We start from the raw sequence: 16,389 nt of genomic DNA on the forward strand, positions 1-16,389 counted from the left end.
TTAAAAATCTGCGGAGGGCATTCAATGTCTGAGGGATCGCAAAAGCTGGTATATGTTGTGGAAGACAGTGTGTCCAGCGGGGCCCTTTATAGCAGTTACCTCGAGGCCGCTGGTTATGCGGTGTCGCATTTTATTGACGGCCATTCCGCCCTGGTAGCTATCAAGGAAAAGATGCCAGATATCTTGGTGCAGGATGTCTGCCTACCCGACATCAGTGGTATGGAGGTAATGCGCTTTACCAAAGCGCGTGCCGATATTCCGGTGATCATTATTACCGCTAACAGCTCCATCGATATCGCCGTTGAGGCGATGCGCGATGGCGGCTTCGATTTTATAGAAAAGCCGTTTTCCAAGGACAGACTGATCGCCGCTGTTGCCGATGCCGCGCAGCAGTCGACCTTAGATCAGGGACAAGTCACTGCTGGTGCCACGGCGGCATCAAAACCCCGGCCAATCCGAGCTGTAAGAGAGCATTTTGTCGGCGAGTCCTCGGTAATGGAGAGCATTTATCAGCTTCTCGACAGCGCGGCCCGCAGTAAGGCGAGTGTGTTTGTCACTGGCGAAAGTGGCACCGGCAAGGAAGTGTGTGCGCAAGCGCTGCACGATGCCAGCTCGCGCGCTTCTGGGCCGTTTATTCCCGTTAACTGCGCGGCGATCCCCGCTGAGTTATTCGAGTCGGAAATTTTTGGCCATGAAAAAGGCGCCTTCAGCGGCGCGGTGTCCCAGCGCAAAGGTGCGGCCGAATTAGCCAATGGTGGCACCCTGTTTCTCGACGAGATCGGCGAAATGGATTTGGCCTTGCAAGCAAAACTGCTTCGCTTTTTGCAAACCGGGACGTTTAGTCGAGTCGGTGGCCAAAAAATGATGCACTCAGATATACGCATTGTGTGCGCCACAAACCGCGATCCAGAAGACGCTGTTCGACAGGGGCAGTTCAGGGAAGACCTCTACTATCGTTTAAATGTTATTCCGGTTAAGTTGCCGCCCTTGCGTGACAGGGGCAGGGATATTATCGCCTTGGCGACGCATTTTCTGGCAGAGAAGTCCGCGGCAAATAACAAAGTATTTCGTGGGTTTACCGATGCGGCGATGGAGCTGTTACTCAGCTACGAGTGGCCTGGCAACATTCGCCAATTACAAAATGTTATCGAAAATATCGTTGTGGTCCACGATGAAGAATTCGTCAATGATGAAATGCTGCGAGTGGTGACGAGCAGCGTTGTGCCAACGCCACTGACGACTTCGTCTCCTGCACCGCAATCGTTAACGGGTACCGACTCCATGCCGCCAGGCGTCGTAGCGGCTAAGCCGGGTATTCGTCCATTGTGGATGGTGGAGAAAGAAACCATAGAATCGGCGATTGAGCAGTGTGATGGCAATATCCCGCTTGCTGCGGCATGCCTTGGCGTGAGTGCATCGACAATCTATCGAAAAATAAAAGCCTGGGAGAAAGATGAGGCATAGCCTTGTGCGACCTCAACGGCATGCAGATGGTGTTGTTTACCAACTGCTAAGCCAGTCCCAGAGCCCCAGAGACTGCTCGCTAAAAATGTTGATGCCAACAGCAGACTTGGCAATATACAGCAGCAATAGCCCCACGCTTACGGCGACAGTTAGCGCCATCGCCGCCACGAATAGAAATGCCATTGCCGACGCGGCTTGCTCGCGCGGCGATAGCGTGCGCTGGTTTCGCCCCGCCAACAACACGATAAAAAGACTGCTCGGTATCAGCGGTAATTTCAGTGTCAGGCGGAGGTCGACAGGGAGTTTTCCCCCTTGCCGACCGGCAATCGCCTGTTGAATCCCGAGCAGCTGTTCGGTGCTGAAACTGTTCGCCGCACTGGCGGGCATAGACTGTAAAAAGCGTTGTACAGCAGGGTCGCTATTTGGGTGATCCACCAAGACTAAACTCCTACTCGCGTATATTTTGTAACAAGAGCCTTCACTGTGTAGCCAGTCTGACAAGTACGGCGGTGATGGCAATACGAACATATACGCGAAGCACCCTAGCAAACTGTTACCGTGAGTCGATCGTCGATGAACGGCGTGGCTGTCTTAGCCATCGATGTGTCGTGTTCAGGAAACAGAAGAGGGGCGGTGCTTTCGGGGTGGAATGACACCCGTAATCAATCAGATGGGGGCTGGCACACTAAGCGTGTTTGTCTTTCGGGGATTGGTCGGAATGAGAGGATTCGAACCTCCGACCCCTGCCTCCCGAAGGCAGTGCTCTACCAAGCTGAGCTACATTCCGAGTGCATAATCGCGTGGCAACGACGAGGCGAATAACTATATCAAAGCGCTATCGCCTGCTCAATATAGCCGCTAGTCACGACCGATAATTAGGCTGGCGCAGGTGGTTGCGCTGCCGCCGAGGTTGAAGGTCATGATGTTTTTGGCTCCCGCTATTTGGTAGCCGCCGGCGGTCTGACGAACCTGTTTGCTGGCGTCCAATGCCATGCGTACTCCGGTGGCCCCAACCGGGTGCCCAAGGCCGATTAATCCGCCACTCATGTTCACCGGCAGCTTGCCGCCGGGGGCGATATCGCCATTTTCAATGGCTTTCCACGCTTCCCCCGGCGAATACAGACCGCAGTGGTCGATAATCATATATTCGGTGATGCTGAAGCAGTCGTGCACTTCCAGGCCGTCGACGTCGTTGATACTTGTCATGCCTGCCCGTTGCAGGGTTTGGGAGAACAATTGCTGTATATGCGGGAAGATGGCCGGCTGGCCTGCGCCCAAGCGCAGTTTTTCGGCGAAGGCGATGGGGGCATTGATATGGCCCCAGCCCTTGATATACGGCAGCGATTCCAGGGCGATACCGCGCTGCTTGGCATAGTCCCTCGCGCGCTGTTCGCTGGCCAAAAACACCACCGCCGCCCCATCGGTAATTTGTCCGCAGTCCTGGCGACGAATATTGCCACTGATCCTTGGGTTAGCGGTGTCGTCGTCGCTGAAGCTGTCTGGGCCAAACTGCCAGTTCCGGCTTTGGGCATTGGGATTGAGCTTAGCGTTGTCAAAATTTTGCTGGGCAATGGCGTAGAGGTGCTGTTTATCCAGGCCGTATCTCTGTTGGTACTCATCAATCATATTGTCGAAGGCGCAGGGCCACACATAGGGTGTGTCCTGCCATTCCTGGCTCGCCCAGGCGGCGGGGCGCAGATTGTTGGCGGCATCGTCCCCGGGCACATTGCGCATAACTTCGATGCCAACTACGCAGGCCACGTCGTAGCGCTCAGCCTGCAGGTCTGCCATTGCCGCGAGCAGCGCCATAGAGCCGGAGGCGCAGGCCGCCTCGTGGCTAGAGGCGGGCAGGGTTGCCATAGCGGGATCGACATGACCGAAGAAGCCGCCCAGTTGAGACTGGCCGGTAAACAGCGATGAGACAAAGTTGCCTACGTGCCCCACCTCTACGTCTGCGGGGTCGAGCGCGCAGGCATCGAGCCCCTGCCGCACGGTATTGATAAAGAGCGATGCGATATCACCGCCACTGCGGTAGAGGTTGTTGGCAAAATCACTTTGCGTTCCCCCTAAAATGTAGACCCGTGGGCGGCTCATGAACGTCAGGCCTCTTCCGTTTCTTTGCGCAGCTCCTTGCGCAGAACTTTACCCACCGGCGTCATCGGTAGCTCGTCACGAAACTCGATGTACTTAGGAATTTTGTAGGCGGTTAGCTGTTCCCGACAATAGCTCAGCAGTGTTTCCTTCGTCAGCGTTGGGTCGGTGGGTACCACAAACAATTTGACGGCCTCGCCGGTTTTTTCGTCTTTCACACCAATGGCCGCAGCCAGTTCCACCTGAGGGTGCTCGAGTACCACGTTCTCGATTTCATTGGGGAAGACGTTAAAGCCTGATACCAGCACCATGTCTTTGAGGCGGTCGACGATGCGCACAATACCCTGCTCGTCGATGGTGGCGATATCACCGGTGTGGAACCAGCCGTCTTCATCGATAACCTCGGCGGTGGCATCCGGGCGTTGCCAATAGCCCTGCATGACTTGTGGGCCTTTCACGCACAGCTCTCCCGGTTCGCCCAGTGCCGTTTCGTTGCCGTCGCTATCGACGGTTTTCAGGGCGGTGTTGGGTACCGGTAGCCCCACTGATTCGGGGTTAATGAAGGCGCCTGCGCCACTGGCGCTAACGACCGGCGAGCACTCTGTTAGGCCATAACCTTCCCCAATATTACAGCCGGTGAGTTCGCGCCAGCGGCTCGCCGTGTCGGGAACCAATGCTGTGCCACCTGAGTTCGTGGCCTTCAGCCCGCTGAAGTCGAGCTTGCGGAACTCGGGGTGTTTGAGCAGTGAAACAAACAGCGTGTTCAGGCCAATAAAGATGTTGATTTTCCAGGGCTTGAGCGCGCGCACAAAGGTGTTTGCGTCGCGTGGGTTAGCGATAAGAATATTGTGCTGACCATTATATGCCGCTGACATTAGGTGCATGGAGAACGCATATATATGGTACAGCGGCAGCGGCGCAACGATGTTCTCGCTTTTGGTTTTATCAAACAGCGGCTGCCCGTGTTCGTTGTGCTGCTCCAGAATGCCATTTATTTGTATCATATTGGCCACCAAATTTCCGTGGCTGAGCATTGCACCTTTTGCGGCGCCGGTCGTACCACCGGTGTATTGCAGCATGGCCAAGTCGTCGCGCTTGGGCGAAACGGGTTGGCGTGCCGGCGCTTTTTTGCCTTGTGCTAACACGTCGCGCAGCTGCAGTTGTTGTGGCAGGTGGTAGCTTGGCACCATCTTCTTCACGTGCTTGGCAACAAAGTTGAAAAGCAGGCGTTTACCGGTGGGCAGCAGGTCACCGAGATTGGTGACAATCACCGTTTCAATGTCGGTGTCGGCGATGACTTCTGCGACGCTGTCACCAAATGTGCTCATGAAGATCAGCGCCTTGGCGCCCGAGTCTTTAAATTGATGACGCATTTCCCTGGCGGTGTAGAGTGGGTTGGTATTCACCACCACCAAGCCAGCGCGCAGCGCACCGTAAATCACCACGGGGTACTGCAACAGGTTGGCCATTTGGATGGCGATGCGGTCGCCGGGTTTAAGATTGGTATGGTGCTGAAGGTAGCGGCAGAAAGCGTCGCTAAGTTGATCAATCTCGGCGTAACTCAATGTGTGATTGATACCCGTAAAAGCAGGGCGCTGGGCGTGCTCGGCAAAGGCCTGCTCGATGATTTCCAGCACGTTGTTGTAGGCTTCAGTATCTACGGTATTTGGAATACCCGGCGCGCGAAGGCCGTCCCAGAATGCTGCGTCCATATGTTCCCCACTCTTTATTGTTGGTTGTTATGGCCGCCTAATGACGGCACGAGCATACAGACTACCAGCGCTTCAGCGGTTTTGGTATGAACGCACGGTATTACCGTCGGCCCAAGTCGCATGGGTGCCGCTGCAAATGCGGTGGGGGAGAATAATCCGGCAAACGGGGCCCGCTTCAATGTCTTTGGCGTCGATCAACACGCACTCAGAGCGGTCGGCTTTCATGTCGGTGATAAAGCTCACCAGGTAGCCATCGTCCTCGTCTTTGGCATTTACCCGGGGCGCGAACGGCGCTTCGCTGCCGTAGCGTTGTTCGCCAAAGGGCAGCTCCCAACTGTCGCCGGTTTCCAGATCGTGTTTGACCAGGCCGGAAAATAGGAACATGCCGGGCTCGTTCCATACGGAGTAAAGGTAGCGGGACTTGATGCCGGCATAGCGCTGGTTGAAGGTACCGAATTCCAGGGCGCGTTCGTCCAGATGTTGCTCCTTGACCTCGCCGGTTTTCAGGTTGAAACGCCAGCGATGCAGCCGTGTTTTTAGCGAGCACAGGTCGATGTTGGCCATCATTTTACCCGCAGCCGGCGGTAGGCCCGGCAGCGGCGCTGGATCTGGGTCATCCTGAAAGTAGCCGTCCAAAATAATTTCATCGCCGTCTTCGTAGGCGTTCATCCAATGCAGCACATAGGTGGGCGACGCTTCAAACCAAATGACGTCTTCGGCAGTGCCATAGCGCGGCAAAATGGCAAAGCGCGTGGGTAGCTCGGGGTGGTACTCCGCGTGATATTTGCCTTGCTCGAGCAGAGTGGGATTCCAGAACATCGGCAGGTCGACCAGGATGGAGTAGTTCTCCGTGAACGCCATGTCGTGTGGAAGGCGCGGCCCCGGTGTTGGTACAGGTGTGTAGTGCACCAACTTGTTGTTGCTGTCCACCACGCCATAGTGTTGATAAGGCGGATAGGTGGAGTAATTAAAAAACAGCATTTCGCCACTGCGCTCGTCCACTTTTGGGTGGGCAGAGATGCCGTCCAGTGGCGTCCATCGCTCTGCACCGTGCTGTTCCAGGGTAAAAGGATCGAGGCGGTAGCCGTCGCCGCATTGCCAGAAGGTGGATAGAACCTGGCCGGCATGGACCACAACATCCGTCGATGAGGCGTCTTTTAAATAGCCCTGGGCGCCCCAGCCAGGGCGTTTGGATTCCTTCGGGTTATTGGCAATGCCCGCCCAAATGGCCTCGCCAGCTTCTTTTTCCGCGTCAAAGCCTTTGGTGCGAACAAAGCGATTCCTGTACTCAGCTTTCCCGTCTTTAAACACCATCGCGTGCAGCATGCCGTCGCCGTCAAAGGGGTGATAGTGGCCGATAGCTTCGTGGACGGGATTCTCGGTATTTCGAATATAAACACCGTCGATATCGCTGGGAATGGTGCCAATCACCTCGAGGTCGGTGGCTGTGAGTTCGTCAAAGTTGGGTGTCCAGGCACCGTTGAGGTAGGGGTGTAGGCTCGGTTTGAGCGTGTGTTTGACGGTGTTTTTATAGCTTATCGTCACAGCGGTATTCCTTGTTGGGCTTGCCAAATCAATCGATATAGTGAGTTGCATTATGATACTGAAATTTGTGCTGTCAATGCTTTCGACTGTTGCGACGGTGGCTTTGGCCCTATACTGCTGCTTCTCGGGTATAGAGAATCTATGAATATCAATCACTTAGTTGTTAACAGCAGTATTGCGCAGGGTTTGGATGTGATCGGCGACCGCTGGTCGTTGTTGATCCTGCGCGATGCCTTTTTGGGGCGCCAGCGGTTTGAAGAGTTTCGGCGTCACACCGGAGCCAGCCGAGCGACCCTGAGTCGCCGGCTCAATGCCCTTGTTGCAGAGGGTGTGCTGCAAAAGCATGCCTACGGCGAAGGCTCCAGCCGCTTTGAATACCGCCTCAGCGAGAAAGGCCGGGCGTTGTTTCCCGTTTCACTATTGGCATGGCAATGGGAGTTGGAGTGGGGCGGGGCTGCGTATCGCGATGCCCTGCCTTACACATTGCTGCACACGCATTGTGGGCAGCCGATGCACCCCGTTGCTGTGTGCGGACACTGCCATGAGCCAATAACCCTGGGTTCAATGGCTTTGCCCACCGTGGCGCGAGATACCGAGCAACAAATCGCCGCGATTAAGTCGCTCAGCGGTCAACGGCGTGTGCGGGTTTCTCAGTCTACCGGTGAAGAGGATCTGGCCATGGCGGGGATTAGTGATCTGATCGGCGATCGCTGGACCTTACTCATACTGATTTGTGCGTTTTTCGGCACGCGCCGCTACGACGGTTTTCTGAAACAGTTGGGTATTGCATCGAATATATTAACGGACCGCCTCAACCTGTTGTCTGCAGTGAATGTGTTTGAGCGCAAAAGTTACCAGACCAATCCGCCGCGCTATGAGTACCAACTGAGCAAAAAAGGCTTGTCGTTGTATCCAATCATCATTGCCTTGCGGCAGTGGGCGGTGGACTGGCGGCCACAGGGCGAGGTTCTGACGCTAACGCATAAATCTTGTGGGCAGGCCCTGAAAATTGAGGTGCAGTGCGGCAGTTGCGAGATGCTTGCCGAACAACAGGATGTGCAATTTGCCGCCAGCAGCCCAGCTGCACAGGAAACGGAAGGAGAGCTGCCCGCATGAAAAGCCCACTCTTGCTGTTAAGTTTGCTAATGATGACCGCCTGTAATGACAGTAGCACTGGCGGTGGCAGCGCAAACACGACGTTCACGCCGAGCTGTGTCACGGCACAATGCCGCAGCAAGCAGCGTTTATTGGAGATCCCCGGCGCGGAGAATGTGTTTTTTACCGACGGTGGCCGTTTGTTTGTCACGGGTAACGCCAATATCTATGAAGTGGTAAAAGAGTCTGGTGAGTTTCGCGCGCTGCCTCGTTCGGTGGGTACAGACGGTGGCAGTGGTTTTGGTGGTATGGCTCAGCGTGGCGACACGCTCTATGTCAACGTATTCGACGACGGCGGATTGTGGGCCGCGCGGCTTACCGAAGCCCCTGAGTTTTCTCTTATCCATCCGCTCGGTCTGACTATGCCCAATGGCTTGGCTGCCGGGCCGAGTGGGGAGCTATATGTTGTTAACGGGCCGCTTGAACTGGGTTTGACGCTGCCTGACCCCAAGGTGGTTAGGGTTCAGTTTTCAGCCAGTGATGCCATGCAGGTTGTTGAGCAGAGCGACTGGATCTCGCTAACAGGCTATCAACCCAATGGTATTGCGAGTGTCGGGCGCAGTTTGTTTATTACGGCAAGCCGACTACTGCCGCCAGCACTCGGTGTGCTACTGCGGGTAGACATTGCCGCTGATGGCTCCGCCGGCGAGCCGGAAGAGCTGTTTCAGTTCACCAGCATTCCCGACGACTTGAGTGTCGCAGGCGATGCACTGTTGCTCAGTTTTTTCAGTGAGGGCGCTGTCGCGCTGGTCAGTCAGGACGGCGACTTGCTTAGTCGCAGCGAGCCTCTCAGCTTTGATAGCCCCAGCCAGTTACGCCTGGGTCGCCCACCGCTTTTTGAACCGACAGACATACTCGTCAGTGAGAAAGGCTTACTCATTCCTAACCCCTTGCCCTACGGCAATGCGCTGTCTCTTTATCGGCTTATTCCCTAGGCGGGACGCATCCATTTTATCGCTGCGTACGTAGACCTTCTTTGGCTGGCTTACCTAATGCACGCATCTTGCATTGAGTAACTTACTTGCATTTGCCGGTTCGCTGGCAAATGATGTGCGAGCCTTGCTTCAGAAATAATGACGAAGAATAAAAGTCGAGGTGTCAGGAGAATTGGTCGCTCGGTGTGCGCCTGTGCCCACGGGTAAGCCGCTCAATATCCCATTGAACCGCGATGTTTCGGCAGCGTCATTTGGCAGCGTAGTCACTGCCAGGAGCAGGCAGCTTAATCGTTCATCATAGAAGTATGCATGTAGTTAACGTCTGGTGCTCAGCCGGTGGATAGCTGAAGGAGATGCTCCATGAAGAAGAAATTAATTGCGCTGGCGGTGATCCTGGTGTCGGTGCTGATTGCCGTGGCAATTGCCCTTGCTGGCGGCGATGGTGGCCTGGAGGTTGCCGGTGTTCCGCTGATGTTGGCCTGCGCGGGGTTGGCGTTTTTCGTGCAGTGGCTGATTTTTGTTCCATCGTATATTTTCCAAACCGAGCACTACTACGACCTTACCGGCAGTCTTACCTACCTGGCTGTTATTACGCTTGCGCTGCTGGCGTCGTCGGCCTCATTGGCAGAGGCCGCTCCCCGGTCGATACTGCTCAGTGCAATGGTATTCATTTGGGCATTGCGCCTCGGGCCTTTCTTATTTCGCCGAGTAAAACGTGCGGGTAAAGATGGCCGCTTCGATGAAATTAAACCTATTTGGTCTCGCTTCTTGGTTACCTGGACGCTGCAGGGACTTTGGGTGTTCGTCACTCTGGCGGCAGCGCTCGCGGCGATCACCAGCTCGCGAGCGCCTGACATCGATAGTTGGGCGATTGCTGGTGGCTTGGTGTGGCTGGCGGGCTTGTCGATAGAAGCGATCGCCGACGCGCAGAAAACCCGTTTTAACCAGCAAGCAGAGAACGCCGGTAAATTTATAAATGTTGGCCTGTGGCGTTGGTCGCGCCACCCCAATTACTTCGGCGAGATTGTGCTCTGGCTGGGTGTCGCGATTGTGGCGATTCCCAGTTTGCAGGGCTGGCAGTGGGTGACGATGATTTCGCCGTTGTTTGTCGTGGTGCTGCTCACGCGTATTAGCGGCGTACCGCTGCTTGAGAAACGCGCCGACGATAAGTGGGGTGGTCAAGTGGACTATGAACAATACAAAGCCAATACACCGGTATTGGTGATGCGCCCGCCAGCGCGATAAGACTGAGGCCAGTGGATAAATGATGAAGAAGCGATTGCTTGCTAGTGTATTTTGTCTGTTGAGCACAGACTTGATGGCGCGCTCACCGGTGCTCGAAGAGATCGTTATTACCGCGCAAAAACGTGAAGAAAGCCTCCAGGAGGTGCCGATATCGGTGGTGGCGATGTCGGCGGAAATGATGGCAGATGCCAATATTGGCAATATGGAAGACATCTCCAACTTCACGCCTAATCTCAGCGTTTTTAGTCATGCGCCTTTTACCAGCCTGCAGGTGCGGGGCTTGGGCTCGCCCTTTGATAAAGGCTTTGAACAATCGGCTGGCCTGTTTTTGGATGGGGTCTACCTCGGCCGCCTGGCGTTTCTTGATGCGGCCTTTCTCGATGTGGCCTCGGTGGAAATTCTGCGAGGCCCTCAGGGCACACTTTTTGGTAAAAATACGATCTCAGGTGCGATCAGTATTCGCTCCAACCAGCCCAGCCAGGAGTTGGAATTCTCAGGTGAGCTGGTAACGGGCGAAGAAGACCTCGATAAATACAGCGTAACCGCGAACATTCCTATTAACGACAGGCTGGCATTACGCGCCTCTGGCTTAATTAACCAGCGCGATGGCGCCGTGTACAACACCACCCTGGACCGCGATGAGGGCAGTGTCGATGCGCGTATTGGTCGCGTGCAGCTGCGCTGGGATATTGCCGACTGGCTGGATGTTACCTTCGCCGCGGCCGATACTAATCAGGAGTTTCGTCTCGGTAGTTTTCAGGTGCAAATCGCAACGCCCGAGCAGTTTCAGCTGATGCAGTTCTATGACCCGCGTGTTGAATTGGACCCCTCCAATGAGTTGAGCTCGCAGGACTATCCTGCTGAGACTTACCAAAATGGCAATAAATACGATATCCGGTTCAACGCCCAGCTGTGGGGGCATGAATTTGCCTGGATAAATTCGCTGACCACCATCGCAGAGGAGTCCAATAGCGACTTGGATTTTTCACCTATTCCTCTGCTGTATTTTTTGAACGCTGAGGATTATGAACAGCTGAGCAGCGAGCTGCGCATTGTCTCTCCGCTGGGCATGTTTGACGGTAAGTTTGATTACGTGGCGGGTATTTACGCCGCCACCAGCGATACCCGTATTCGCGTGATTATCGACGCCGCGCCGAATCCTGAAGATTTGTTGACAGGACTATCGGCAACCAGTGGACTGCTGGCGAGTCTCGACCCCATTTTGGCCTCAGTGATTGGCGGTGGGCCGGGAGAGAGGCTGTTGATTGACGGCTACCAGGAAAACCTCAGTACGGCGGCTTACGCGCAGGCAAGCTGGCATTTTTCGCCGGAGTGGACGTTAACCGGTGGTATTCGTGTGTCGCGTGAAGAGAAGGACGTCGACCAACAGCTGCAAATGTTCACCGCGGGCACCGATATCGATGGCCCCATCTTTACTCAGCTGGTCACCGCTGAGGAATATCGCCTTATCGATAAACGCGTCGATGAAGATGTTAGCCCCAAGTTGTCGCTCAGTTGGATTCCGGGTGACGATATTACGTTTTATGGCAGCGCGGCGGCGGGGTTTAAAAGCGGTGGCTACAGTGGTTCTGCGGTTCGCGCTGAAATAACCGAAGTAGAACCTGAGTCCTCGCTGACCTATGAGCTAGGCGCGAAAGCCCGTTTCTTCGGTGGCGCAGCTTCACTCAATTTCGCCACGTTTTACACGGAATTCGAAGACCTTCAGCTTACTATTTTTGAAGGCAATGTCAGTCGCATCTCCAATGCAGCGGGGGCGATCTCCAAAGGTGCCGAGTTGGAATCGGCCTTCGTGACGCCCTGGGGTATTTCAGGCAACCTCGCCGTTGCCTATCTTGATGCCAGTTTTACCGACTATGAAAATGGCCCTTGTCCCGCTGGTGAAGACACGCCCTGTGACCTAACCGGGCGACCGTTGGCGAATGCGCCGTTGTGGAAAGCAAATTTCAGCGTGAATTATTTTCATGACCTCGGTGAATGGCCGGTGAACGTGCTGTTTGGCGTCGACGTGCTATATGAAGACGATAAGTACCTGCAGGCCGACCAGGATCCGATAGATTTTCAAAGTGAGTTTGGTACCTATAATCTGCGCCTGCGCGTCGCCGATGACGACGAGCAGTGGTCATTGCAGGCATTTTTGCGCAATGCCGGTGACAAACATGCGCTGGAAGGCAGCGGCGATATTCCCACACTCAGTGGCGCGCATTTTGGAAAGGCAATTGCGCCGCGTCAGTTAGATGTCAGCCTGAAGTATCGGCTTTAATAACGGCGCCGCGGGGCGGCGCCGAATGGCTGAGTTAATCGCTGTTTCTGCGTTTTTCGCGCTTCTCGCGGCGTTTATCCTTCAGCGATTTTTGGGCGGTTTTTTTCGGCTTTTCTTTGGCCATGTTTATTCTCCCACGATCCAGCGCCATGCTGCGCCGCGTTGCGAGCGCTGCTGATCGCATTCATGTATGAATAAAAAAGCGTGCGGCGCGATAAACGCTCCATAACGGGTTTCCCTCCATCGATGATTAGCGGTAGAAATGCAGCAGTCGGAACGTTACCGAGCGGCGGGCCATCTTGATGGACAGCTCTGCGCCGAGTGGCTGTTGGTAAACGGCCCTGCCCAGCGGCGAAAACACAGAAAGGTGGTAGTGCCTGAGTGTCACGTCTTTTGGTAACACCAATTTGACGCACAGTAATTCGTTAAATTCGCCGCATTCAAGTAGAACGTGATCACCCAGTTGTACCCGGTTATCTCCCACAGATGCCTGCTCGAGCCGGCACAATATTGCCAGTAACTCAGCGGGCTGGCTGAAAATTGGCGTGTCGGACAGAAGCCCGGATAAGCGTTGTACAGGGAGCAGCGATTCACGTTTGTCGGCGATGTTGCGCTTGGTAGTTTGGGTAGTCTCGCGAGAAGACATGTCGACCCTCCAATGGTGAAAACAAGGTGTTTGCCTTCATGCCGGAGAGCGAACTAACTCCCCGGCTTAGGAGAGAAATTTGAGTGGTGTTGTGCAGGTCTTGAGCTTGCGTTTCATGGTTGCCGGGAAGTCGATGAGTGAGCTGACAGCATAGCCCGGCCAAAATAAAAGGCAAGGGCGCGGTTGGGGAGTTGACGCCACTTACAAATTAAATGATAATAGTTCGCATTAACGTTTAGGGAGTTTGATGTGGAACCGGATCGCCGCTCAAGCCAGCGCTATGTCACGATTCGTGACAACGTTGTGCAGAGTTCGCAGTTGCTTTGCAAGGAAGGCCCGTTGCGTATTTTGCACGCCGGCGAGCAATATCAACTGCGAATTACTCGTCAGGGAAAATTGATTTTAACCAAGTAATTTCATCTCAAAATTAGGCCAGCCAGCACGTCGCCAGCAACGCCATCGTATTTGGAGCAACTATGCGAATTGCGCGACTGGGGCTGCTGGCAGGCAGTCTTACTATTCTTCCTGTGCTCGCCGATAGTCAAGGTGAGCCCGCCGATACGGCACTGCTTAGCACCGATAAATTAACCGTGTACGCCACCCGCTCAGCGCGCGACAGCCATCGCTTGCCGCTGATGAGCAACGTTGTTGATGCGCGTTCGGCTGAGCATGCCTCTGCCTCACGAGTGGCCGATATTTTCGATAGCCTGGCGTCGGTAGAGGTTGCGGGCAGTGCGCGCCGCAATGGTCAAACACTGGTGATGCGCGGTTACGACAGCGACGGCGTGCTCGTGTTGCTCGACGGTGTTCGCCAGCGTTTTGAATCCGGGCACGACGGTGCCTTCTTTGTCGACCCCGCGCTGTTGCGGCGGGTGGAGGTGATACGCGGAGCGAGTTCCATGCTCTATGGCTCCGGCGGGCTCGGCGGTGTGGTGGCGATGGAAACGGTCGACGCGGTGGATTTGCTGGCGCCGGGCGAGCAGGTCGGCGGTCAGCTGGCGGCGGGTTATCAGTCTGTCGACAACGAACGCAGCCAGACCGCCAGTGTATTTGGTCGCACCGCCGCCATGGATGGTTTGCTGTCAGTGAGTCGACGCGAGTCGGGTGACGTCGATCTTTCTGACGGCAGCACACTGCCGGCCGATGATGAGGTGCTCAGCGGCTTGTTCAAGCTGGGCATAACACTGGCAGATTTTCACAGCTTGAAACTCAGTGCCCAGCACTATCGCGGCGACGCTGAAGAGCCTAACAATCCCCAGCTGGGAGTTGGCGACGATCACAGTGAGGAGCTGGTGGATAAACGCATTGACTCGACCTTGTGGCGCCTCGGTTATCGCTATGAGAACCCAGACCACGAGGGCGTTAATCTCGACGCTCAGATCTATCGCGTAGACACGGACCTGGAGGAAACACTGACCGTCGCCACCGGCATGGGTGCGCAGGGTGACGAGCGTCGACGTCAATTGATCACCGATGGTGTGAAGTTGGAAAACAAACAGCTGTGGCAGTCGGGTGACAGCGTCACGGTGTATGGCATTGAGGCCTACCGAGAGGAGCAGCGCGGTTCAGATTCCGCAAACGGTGAAGCCAACGGTATCCCCGACGCCAAGGCGGACTTTGCCGCCGTGTACGCCCAGCAAGAGTGGCAGTGGCAGAATGCGGCGGGGCAGTGGTTGCTGCTCGCCGGTGCTCGCTACGACCGCTACCGCTCCAAACGTCAGGGCGAGGGGGCTGTATCGGGTGGCGCGGGCTGGCCGTTGCCATTTCCTCTGCCGGGCAGTGCGAGTGATCCGGATCCGGCGAGCTCAATTGATGCGTCCAAGTGGTCGCCAAGGTTTGGTGTCAGCCTTGCGCCAAAGGACTGGCTGCTGCTGTTTGCCAATTATACCGGGGCATTTCGCGCGCCGACGATGACCGAAATTTACGCGACGGGAAATCACTTCTGCTTAAACATTCCCGGTGCGGGCGGTTGTAACCGCTTTGTGCCTAACCCAAACCTAAAGCCGGAAACCAATTTGACCGCAGAGCTGGGGATGGGCTTGAGCTTTCAAAATGTTTGGCGAGAGGGGGATGCCCTGAATGTTAAAGCGGCTTACTTCAATGTTGATGCCGAAGACTACATCGACCTGGAGGTGAACTTCGTTCCGCCGTTTTCTGGTCAACCCTGTTGCGGCACAACACAATCTCGCAATATTTCTGATGCGGTTATTCGGGGTTGGGATGCCACTGCCGACTACCGACTTGGGCCCTGGCAACTGGGTTTGAGTGTGGCATATAGCACGGGTAAGAACAGCCGAACCGACGAGTATCTGGTTAGCAATCAGCCGCGTACCGCCGCGATCAGTCTGGCCTACGAGGTCGCTGCGATTAACACCGAGATCGGTTTGCGTAGTCGCTTTGCTGACTCCACCAGCAAGGTGCCACAGGACGAGCTGCGGCGCGATAGCTACCAGGTTCACGATGTTTATGCTCGCTGGTCACCGGTGGAGTCGCTGACGGTTGATCTCGGCGTTAACAACCTTACCGACGAGACCTACCAACGGCCCGTTGCACTCACTGCCGCGCCGGAGCGTAACCTAACGGCGAGAGTGAGTTATCAATGGTAGTGTCGTCGGGCACCTACCCAGCGCGGGTGTGCCAGGGGCTTAGTGCCGCTGGCGCACTTGCGGCGTTGTGGCTAATGCACGTACTTGCGCCGGCGTTGCTACCCGACACGGCGCCGGTTTCCGTCGCTGTTCCCGTGGGTGTAAATCTGGTGTCACCATCATTTCAGCCGGAATCAGAAAACACGGCGGATAACGCAACAGCAAACGAGCCAGCATCGCAGGCGTCGCCGCCGGTTCAACAAGCGCTCGCTGCGCCCCCGCGAGAAAAATCGTTTGCACAGCCCGCCCGCCATCGATCACCACCGGCACCGCGGCGCACCCGACGTGAGGCCCAACAAACTCAGCAGCGCGAACCAATATCACAAGCCTCACCGCAGGAAAGCGAGGTAGCCGATGCCGTTGCCGCGCAACAGCAAACCCAAAATCAGGCGTCGACGCCCACCGCGTTGGCCGAGGCTGAGGTGGTTGAGCGACGAGCGCCGCGCTATCCGCGCCGTGCCGTTGAGCTGGGTATGCAGGGCATGGTGGTTCTGCATGTGTTGATCGACAGTGGTGGTGCGCTGCGCGATGTGAAGGTGGCTGAGTCTTCTGGTTTTGGTTTGCTGGATAAGGCCGCGCTTGCCGCGGTATCTCGGTGGCGCTTTGCCCCAGGCCCCATGCAGGGACAGTGGATGCGAGTACCCATCGAATTTTTACTCAATTGATATGG

The 16,389-nt window shown here is 55.6% G+C and carries 13 protein-coding genes and 1 tRNA gene; 8 read left to right on the plus strand and 6 right to left on the minus strand.

From position 1 onward, the window contains the following. The first annotated feature begins 24 nt into the window (after positions 1-24). Entirely contained in the window at positions 25-1,464 is a 1,440-nt protein-coding gene (locus tag HNR64_RS03925; protein ID WP_204995242.1) for a sigma-54-dependent transcriptional regulator, read from the plus strand. Positions 1,465-1,500: 36 nt separating this feature from the next. Here the strand turns inward: HNR64_RS03925 and HNR64_RS03930 are convergent, their stop codons facing one another. The 5 genes from HNR64_RS03930 to HNR64_RS03950 form a co-directional block, all read right to left on the minus strand. Next, on the minus strand, positions 1,501-1,899 hold the full coding sequence (locus tag HNR64_RS03930; protein WP_204995243.1) for a hypothetical protein: 399 nt from the start codon (positions 1,897-1,899) through the stop codon (positions 1,501-1,503). 275 nt (positions 1,900-2,174) lie between these two features. Next, positions 2,175-2,251: transfer RNA gene (locus HNR64_RS03935), tRNA-Pro, on the minus strand. Between the two features lie 71 nt (positions 2,252-2,322). Further along, positions 2,323-3,558, minus strand: a complete 1,236-nt coding sequence (locus HNR64_RS03940) for an acetyl-CoA acetyltransferase (RefSeq protein ID WP_204995244.1) — start codon at positions 3,556-3,558, stop codon at positions 2,323-2,325. 5 nt (positions 3,559-3,563) lie between these two features. Then, complete coding sequence (locus tag HNR64_RS03945; RefSeq protein ID WP_204995245.1) at positions 3,564-5,267, minus strand: AMP-binding protein; 1,704 nt, start codon at positions 5,265-5,267, stop codon at positions 3,564-3,566. 72 nt (positions 5,268-5,339) lie between these two features. Then, positions 5,340-6,812, minus strand: coding sequence for a carotenoid oxygenase family protein (locus tag HNR64_RS03950; RefSeq protein ID WP_204995246.1), 1,473 nt, complete (start codon positions 6,810-6,812; stop codon positions 5,340-5,342). 141 nt (positions 6,813-6,953) lie between these two features. Between HNR64_RS03950 and HNR64_RS03955 the strand changes: the two genes are divergently transcribed. The 4 genes from HNR64_RS03955 to HNR64_RS03970 all read left to right on the plus strand — a co-directional run bounded on the left by HNR64_RS03955 (position 6,954) and on the right by HNR64_RS03970 (position 12,428). After that, the gene (locus HNR64_RS03955; RefSeq protein WP_204995247.1) at positions 6,954-7,928 is read left to right on the plus strand and encodes a winged helix-turn-helix transcriptional regulator; all 975 of its coding nucleotides are present in this window, start codon (positions 6,954-6,956) and stop codon (positions 7,926-7,928) included. Beyond that, a complete protein-coding gene (locus HNR64_RS03960) occupies positions 7,925-8,902 on the plus strand; it encodes an SMP-30/gluconolactonase/LRE family protein (protein ID WP_204995248.1) in 978 nt (325 codons plus the stop codon). Before HNR64_RS03955 ends, HNR64_RS03960 begins: the two co-directional genes overlap by 4 nt. Before the next feature lie 360 nt (positions 8,903-9,262). Further along, a complete protein-coding gene (locus tag HNR64_RS03965) occupies positions 9,263-10,147 on the plus strand; it encodes a DUF1295 domain-containing protein (protein WP_204995249.1) in 885 nt (294 codons plus the stop codon). A 19-nt stretch (positions 10,148-10,166) separates the two neighbouring features. Next, on the plus strand, positions 10,167-12,428 hold the full coding sequence (locus HNR64_RS03970) for a TonB-dependent receptor (protein ID WP_204995250.1): 2,262 nt from the start codon (positions 10,167-10,169) through the stop codon (positions 12,426-12,428). A gap of 250 nt (positions 12,429-12,678) precedes the next feature. Here the strand turns inward: HNR64_RS03970 and HNR64_RS03975 are convergent, their stop codons facing one another. Then, the gene (locus HNR64_RS03975; RefSeq protein WP_204995251.1) at positions 12,679-13,074 is read right to left on the minus strand and encodes a GreA/GreB family elongation factor; all 396 of its coding nucleotides are present in this window, start codon (positions 13,072-13,074) and stop codon (positions 12,679-12,681) included. Positions 13,075-13,323: 249 nt separating this feature from the next. Between HNR64_RS03975 and hemP the strand changes: the two genes are divergently transcribed. From hemP to HNR64_RS03990, 3 genes are all read left to right on the plus strand, one after another. Further along, positions 13,324-13,488, plus strand: a complete 165-nt coding sequence (gene hemP, locus HNR64_RS17445) for a hemin uptake protein HemP (RefSeq protein WP_084498074.1) — start codon at positions 13,324-13,326, stop codon at positions 13,486-13,488. A 62-nt stretch (positions 13,489-13,550) separates the two neighbouring features. Further along, positions 13,551-15,680: a TonB-dependent hemoglobin/transferrin/lactoferrin family receptor gene (locus HNR64_RS03985; protein ID WP_204995252.1), complete on the plus strand. Its 2,130-nt coding sequence runs from the start codon at positions 13,551-13,553 to the stop codon at positions 15,678-15,680. Further along, complete coding sequence (locus HNR64_RS03990; protein WP_204995253.1) at positions 15,674-16,384, plus strand: energy transducer TonB; 711 nt, start codon at positions 15,674-15,676, stop codon at positions 16,382-16,384. The genes HNR64_RS03985 and HNR64_RS03990 overlap by 7 nt, the downstream gene beginning before the upstream one ends. The last annotated feature ends 5 nt before the right edge of the window (positions 16,385-16,389 follow it).

The sequence above is a fragment of the Spongiibacter marinus genome (assembly GCF_016906995.1).
GTDB classification, from domain to species: Bacteria; Pseudomonadota; Gammaproteobacteria; order Pseudomonadales; family Spongiibacteraceae; genus Spongiibacter; species Spongiibacter marinus.

What these genes read in the sequence shown, in the direction of transcription:
- HNR64_RS03975 (WP_204995251.1), bottom strand. Translation starts at nt 13,074, where the DNA reads ATGTCTTCTCGCGAGACTACCCAAACTACCAAGCGCAACATCGCCGAC.
- HNR64_RS03985 (WP_204995252.1), top strand. Translation starts at nt 13,551, where the DNA reads ATGCGAATTGCGCGACTGGGGCTGCTGGCAGGCAGTCTTACTATTCTT.
- HNR64_RS03960 (WP_204995248.1), top strand. Translation starts at nt 7,925, where the DNA reads ATGAAAAGCCCACTCTTGCTGTTAAGTTTGCTAATGATGACCGCCTGT.
- HNR64_RS03955 (WP_204995247.1), top strand. Translation starts at nt 6,954, where the DNA reads ATGAATATCAATCACTTAGTTGTTAACAGCAGTATTGCGCAGGGTTTG.
- HNR64_RS03990 (WP_204995253.1), top strand. Translation starts at nt 15,674, where the DNA reads ATGGTAGTGTCGTCGGGCACCTACCCAGCGCGGGTGTGCCAGGGGCTT.
- HNR64_RS03945 (WP_204995245.1), bottom strand. Translation starts at nt 5,267, where the DNA reads ATGGACGCAGCATTCTGGGACGGCCTTCGCGCGCCGGGTATTCCAAAT.
- HNR64_RS03940 (WP_204995244.1), bottom strand. Translation starts at nt 3,558, where the DNA reads ATGAGCCGCCCACGGGTCTACATTTTAGGGGGAACGCAAAGTGATTTT.
- HNR64_RS03970 (WP_204995250.1), top strand. Translation starts at nt 10,167, where the DNA reads ATGATGAAGAAGCGATTGCTTGCTAGTGTATTTTGTCTGTTGAGCACA.
- HNR64_RS03925 (WP_204995242.1), top strand. Translation starts at nt 25, where the DNA reads ATGTCTGAGGGATCGCAAAAGCTGGTATATGTTGTGGAAGACAGTGTG.
- HNR64_RS03965 (WP_204995249.1), top strand. Translation starts at nt 9,263, where the DNA reads ATGAAGAAGAAATTAATTGCGCTGGCGGTGATCCTGGTGTCGGTGCTG.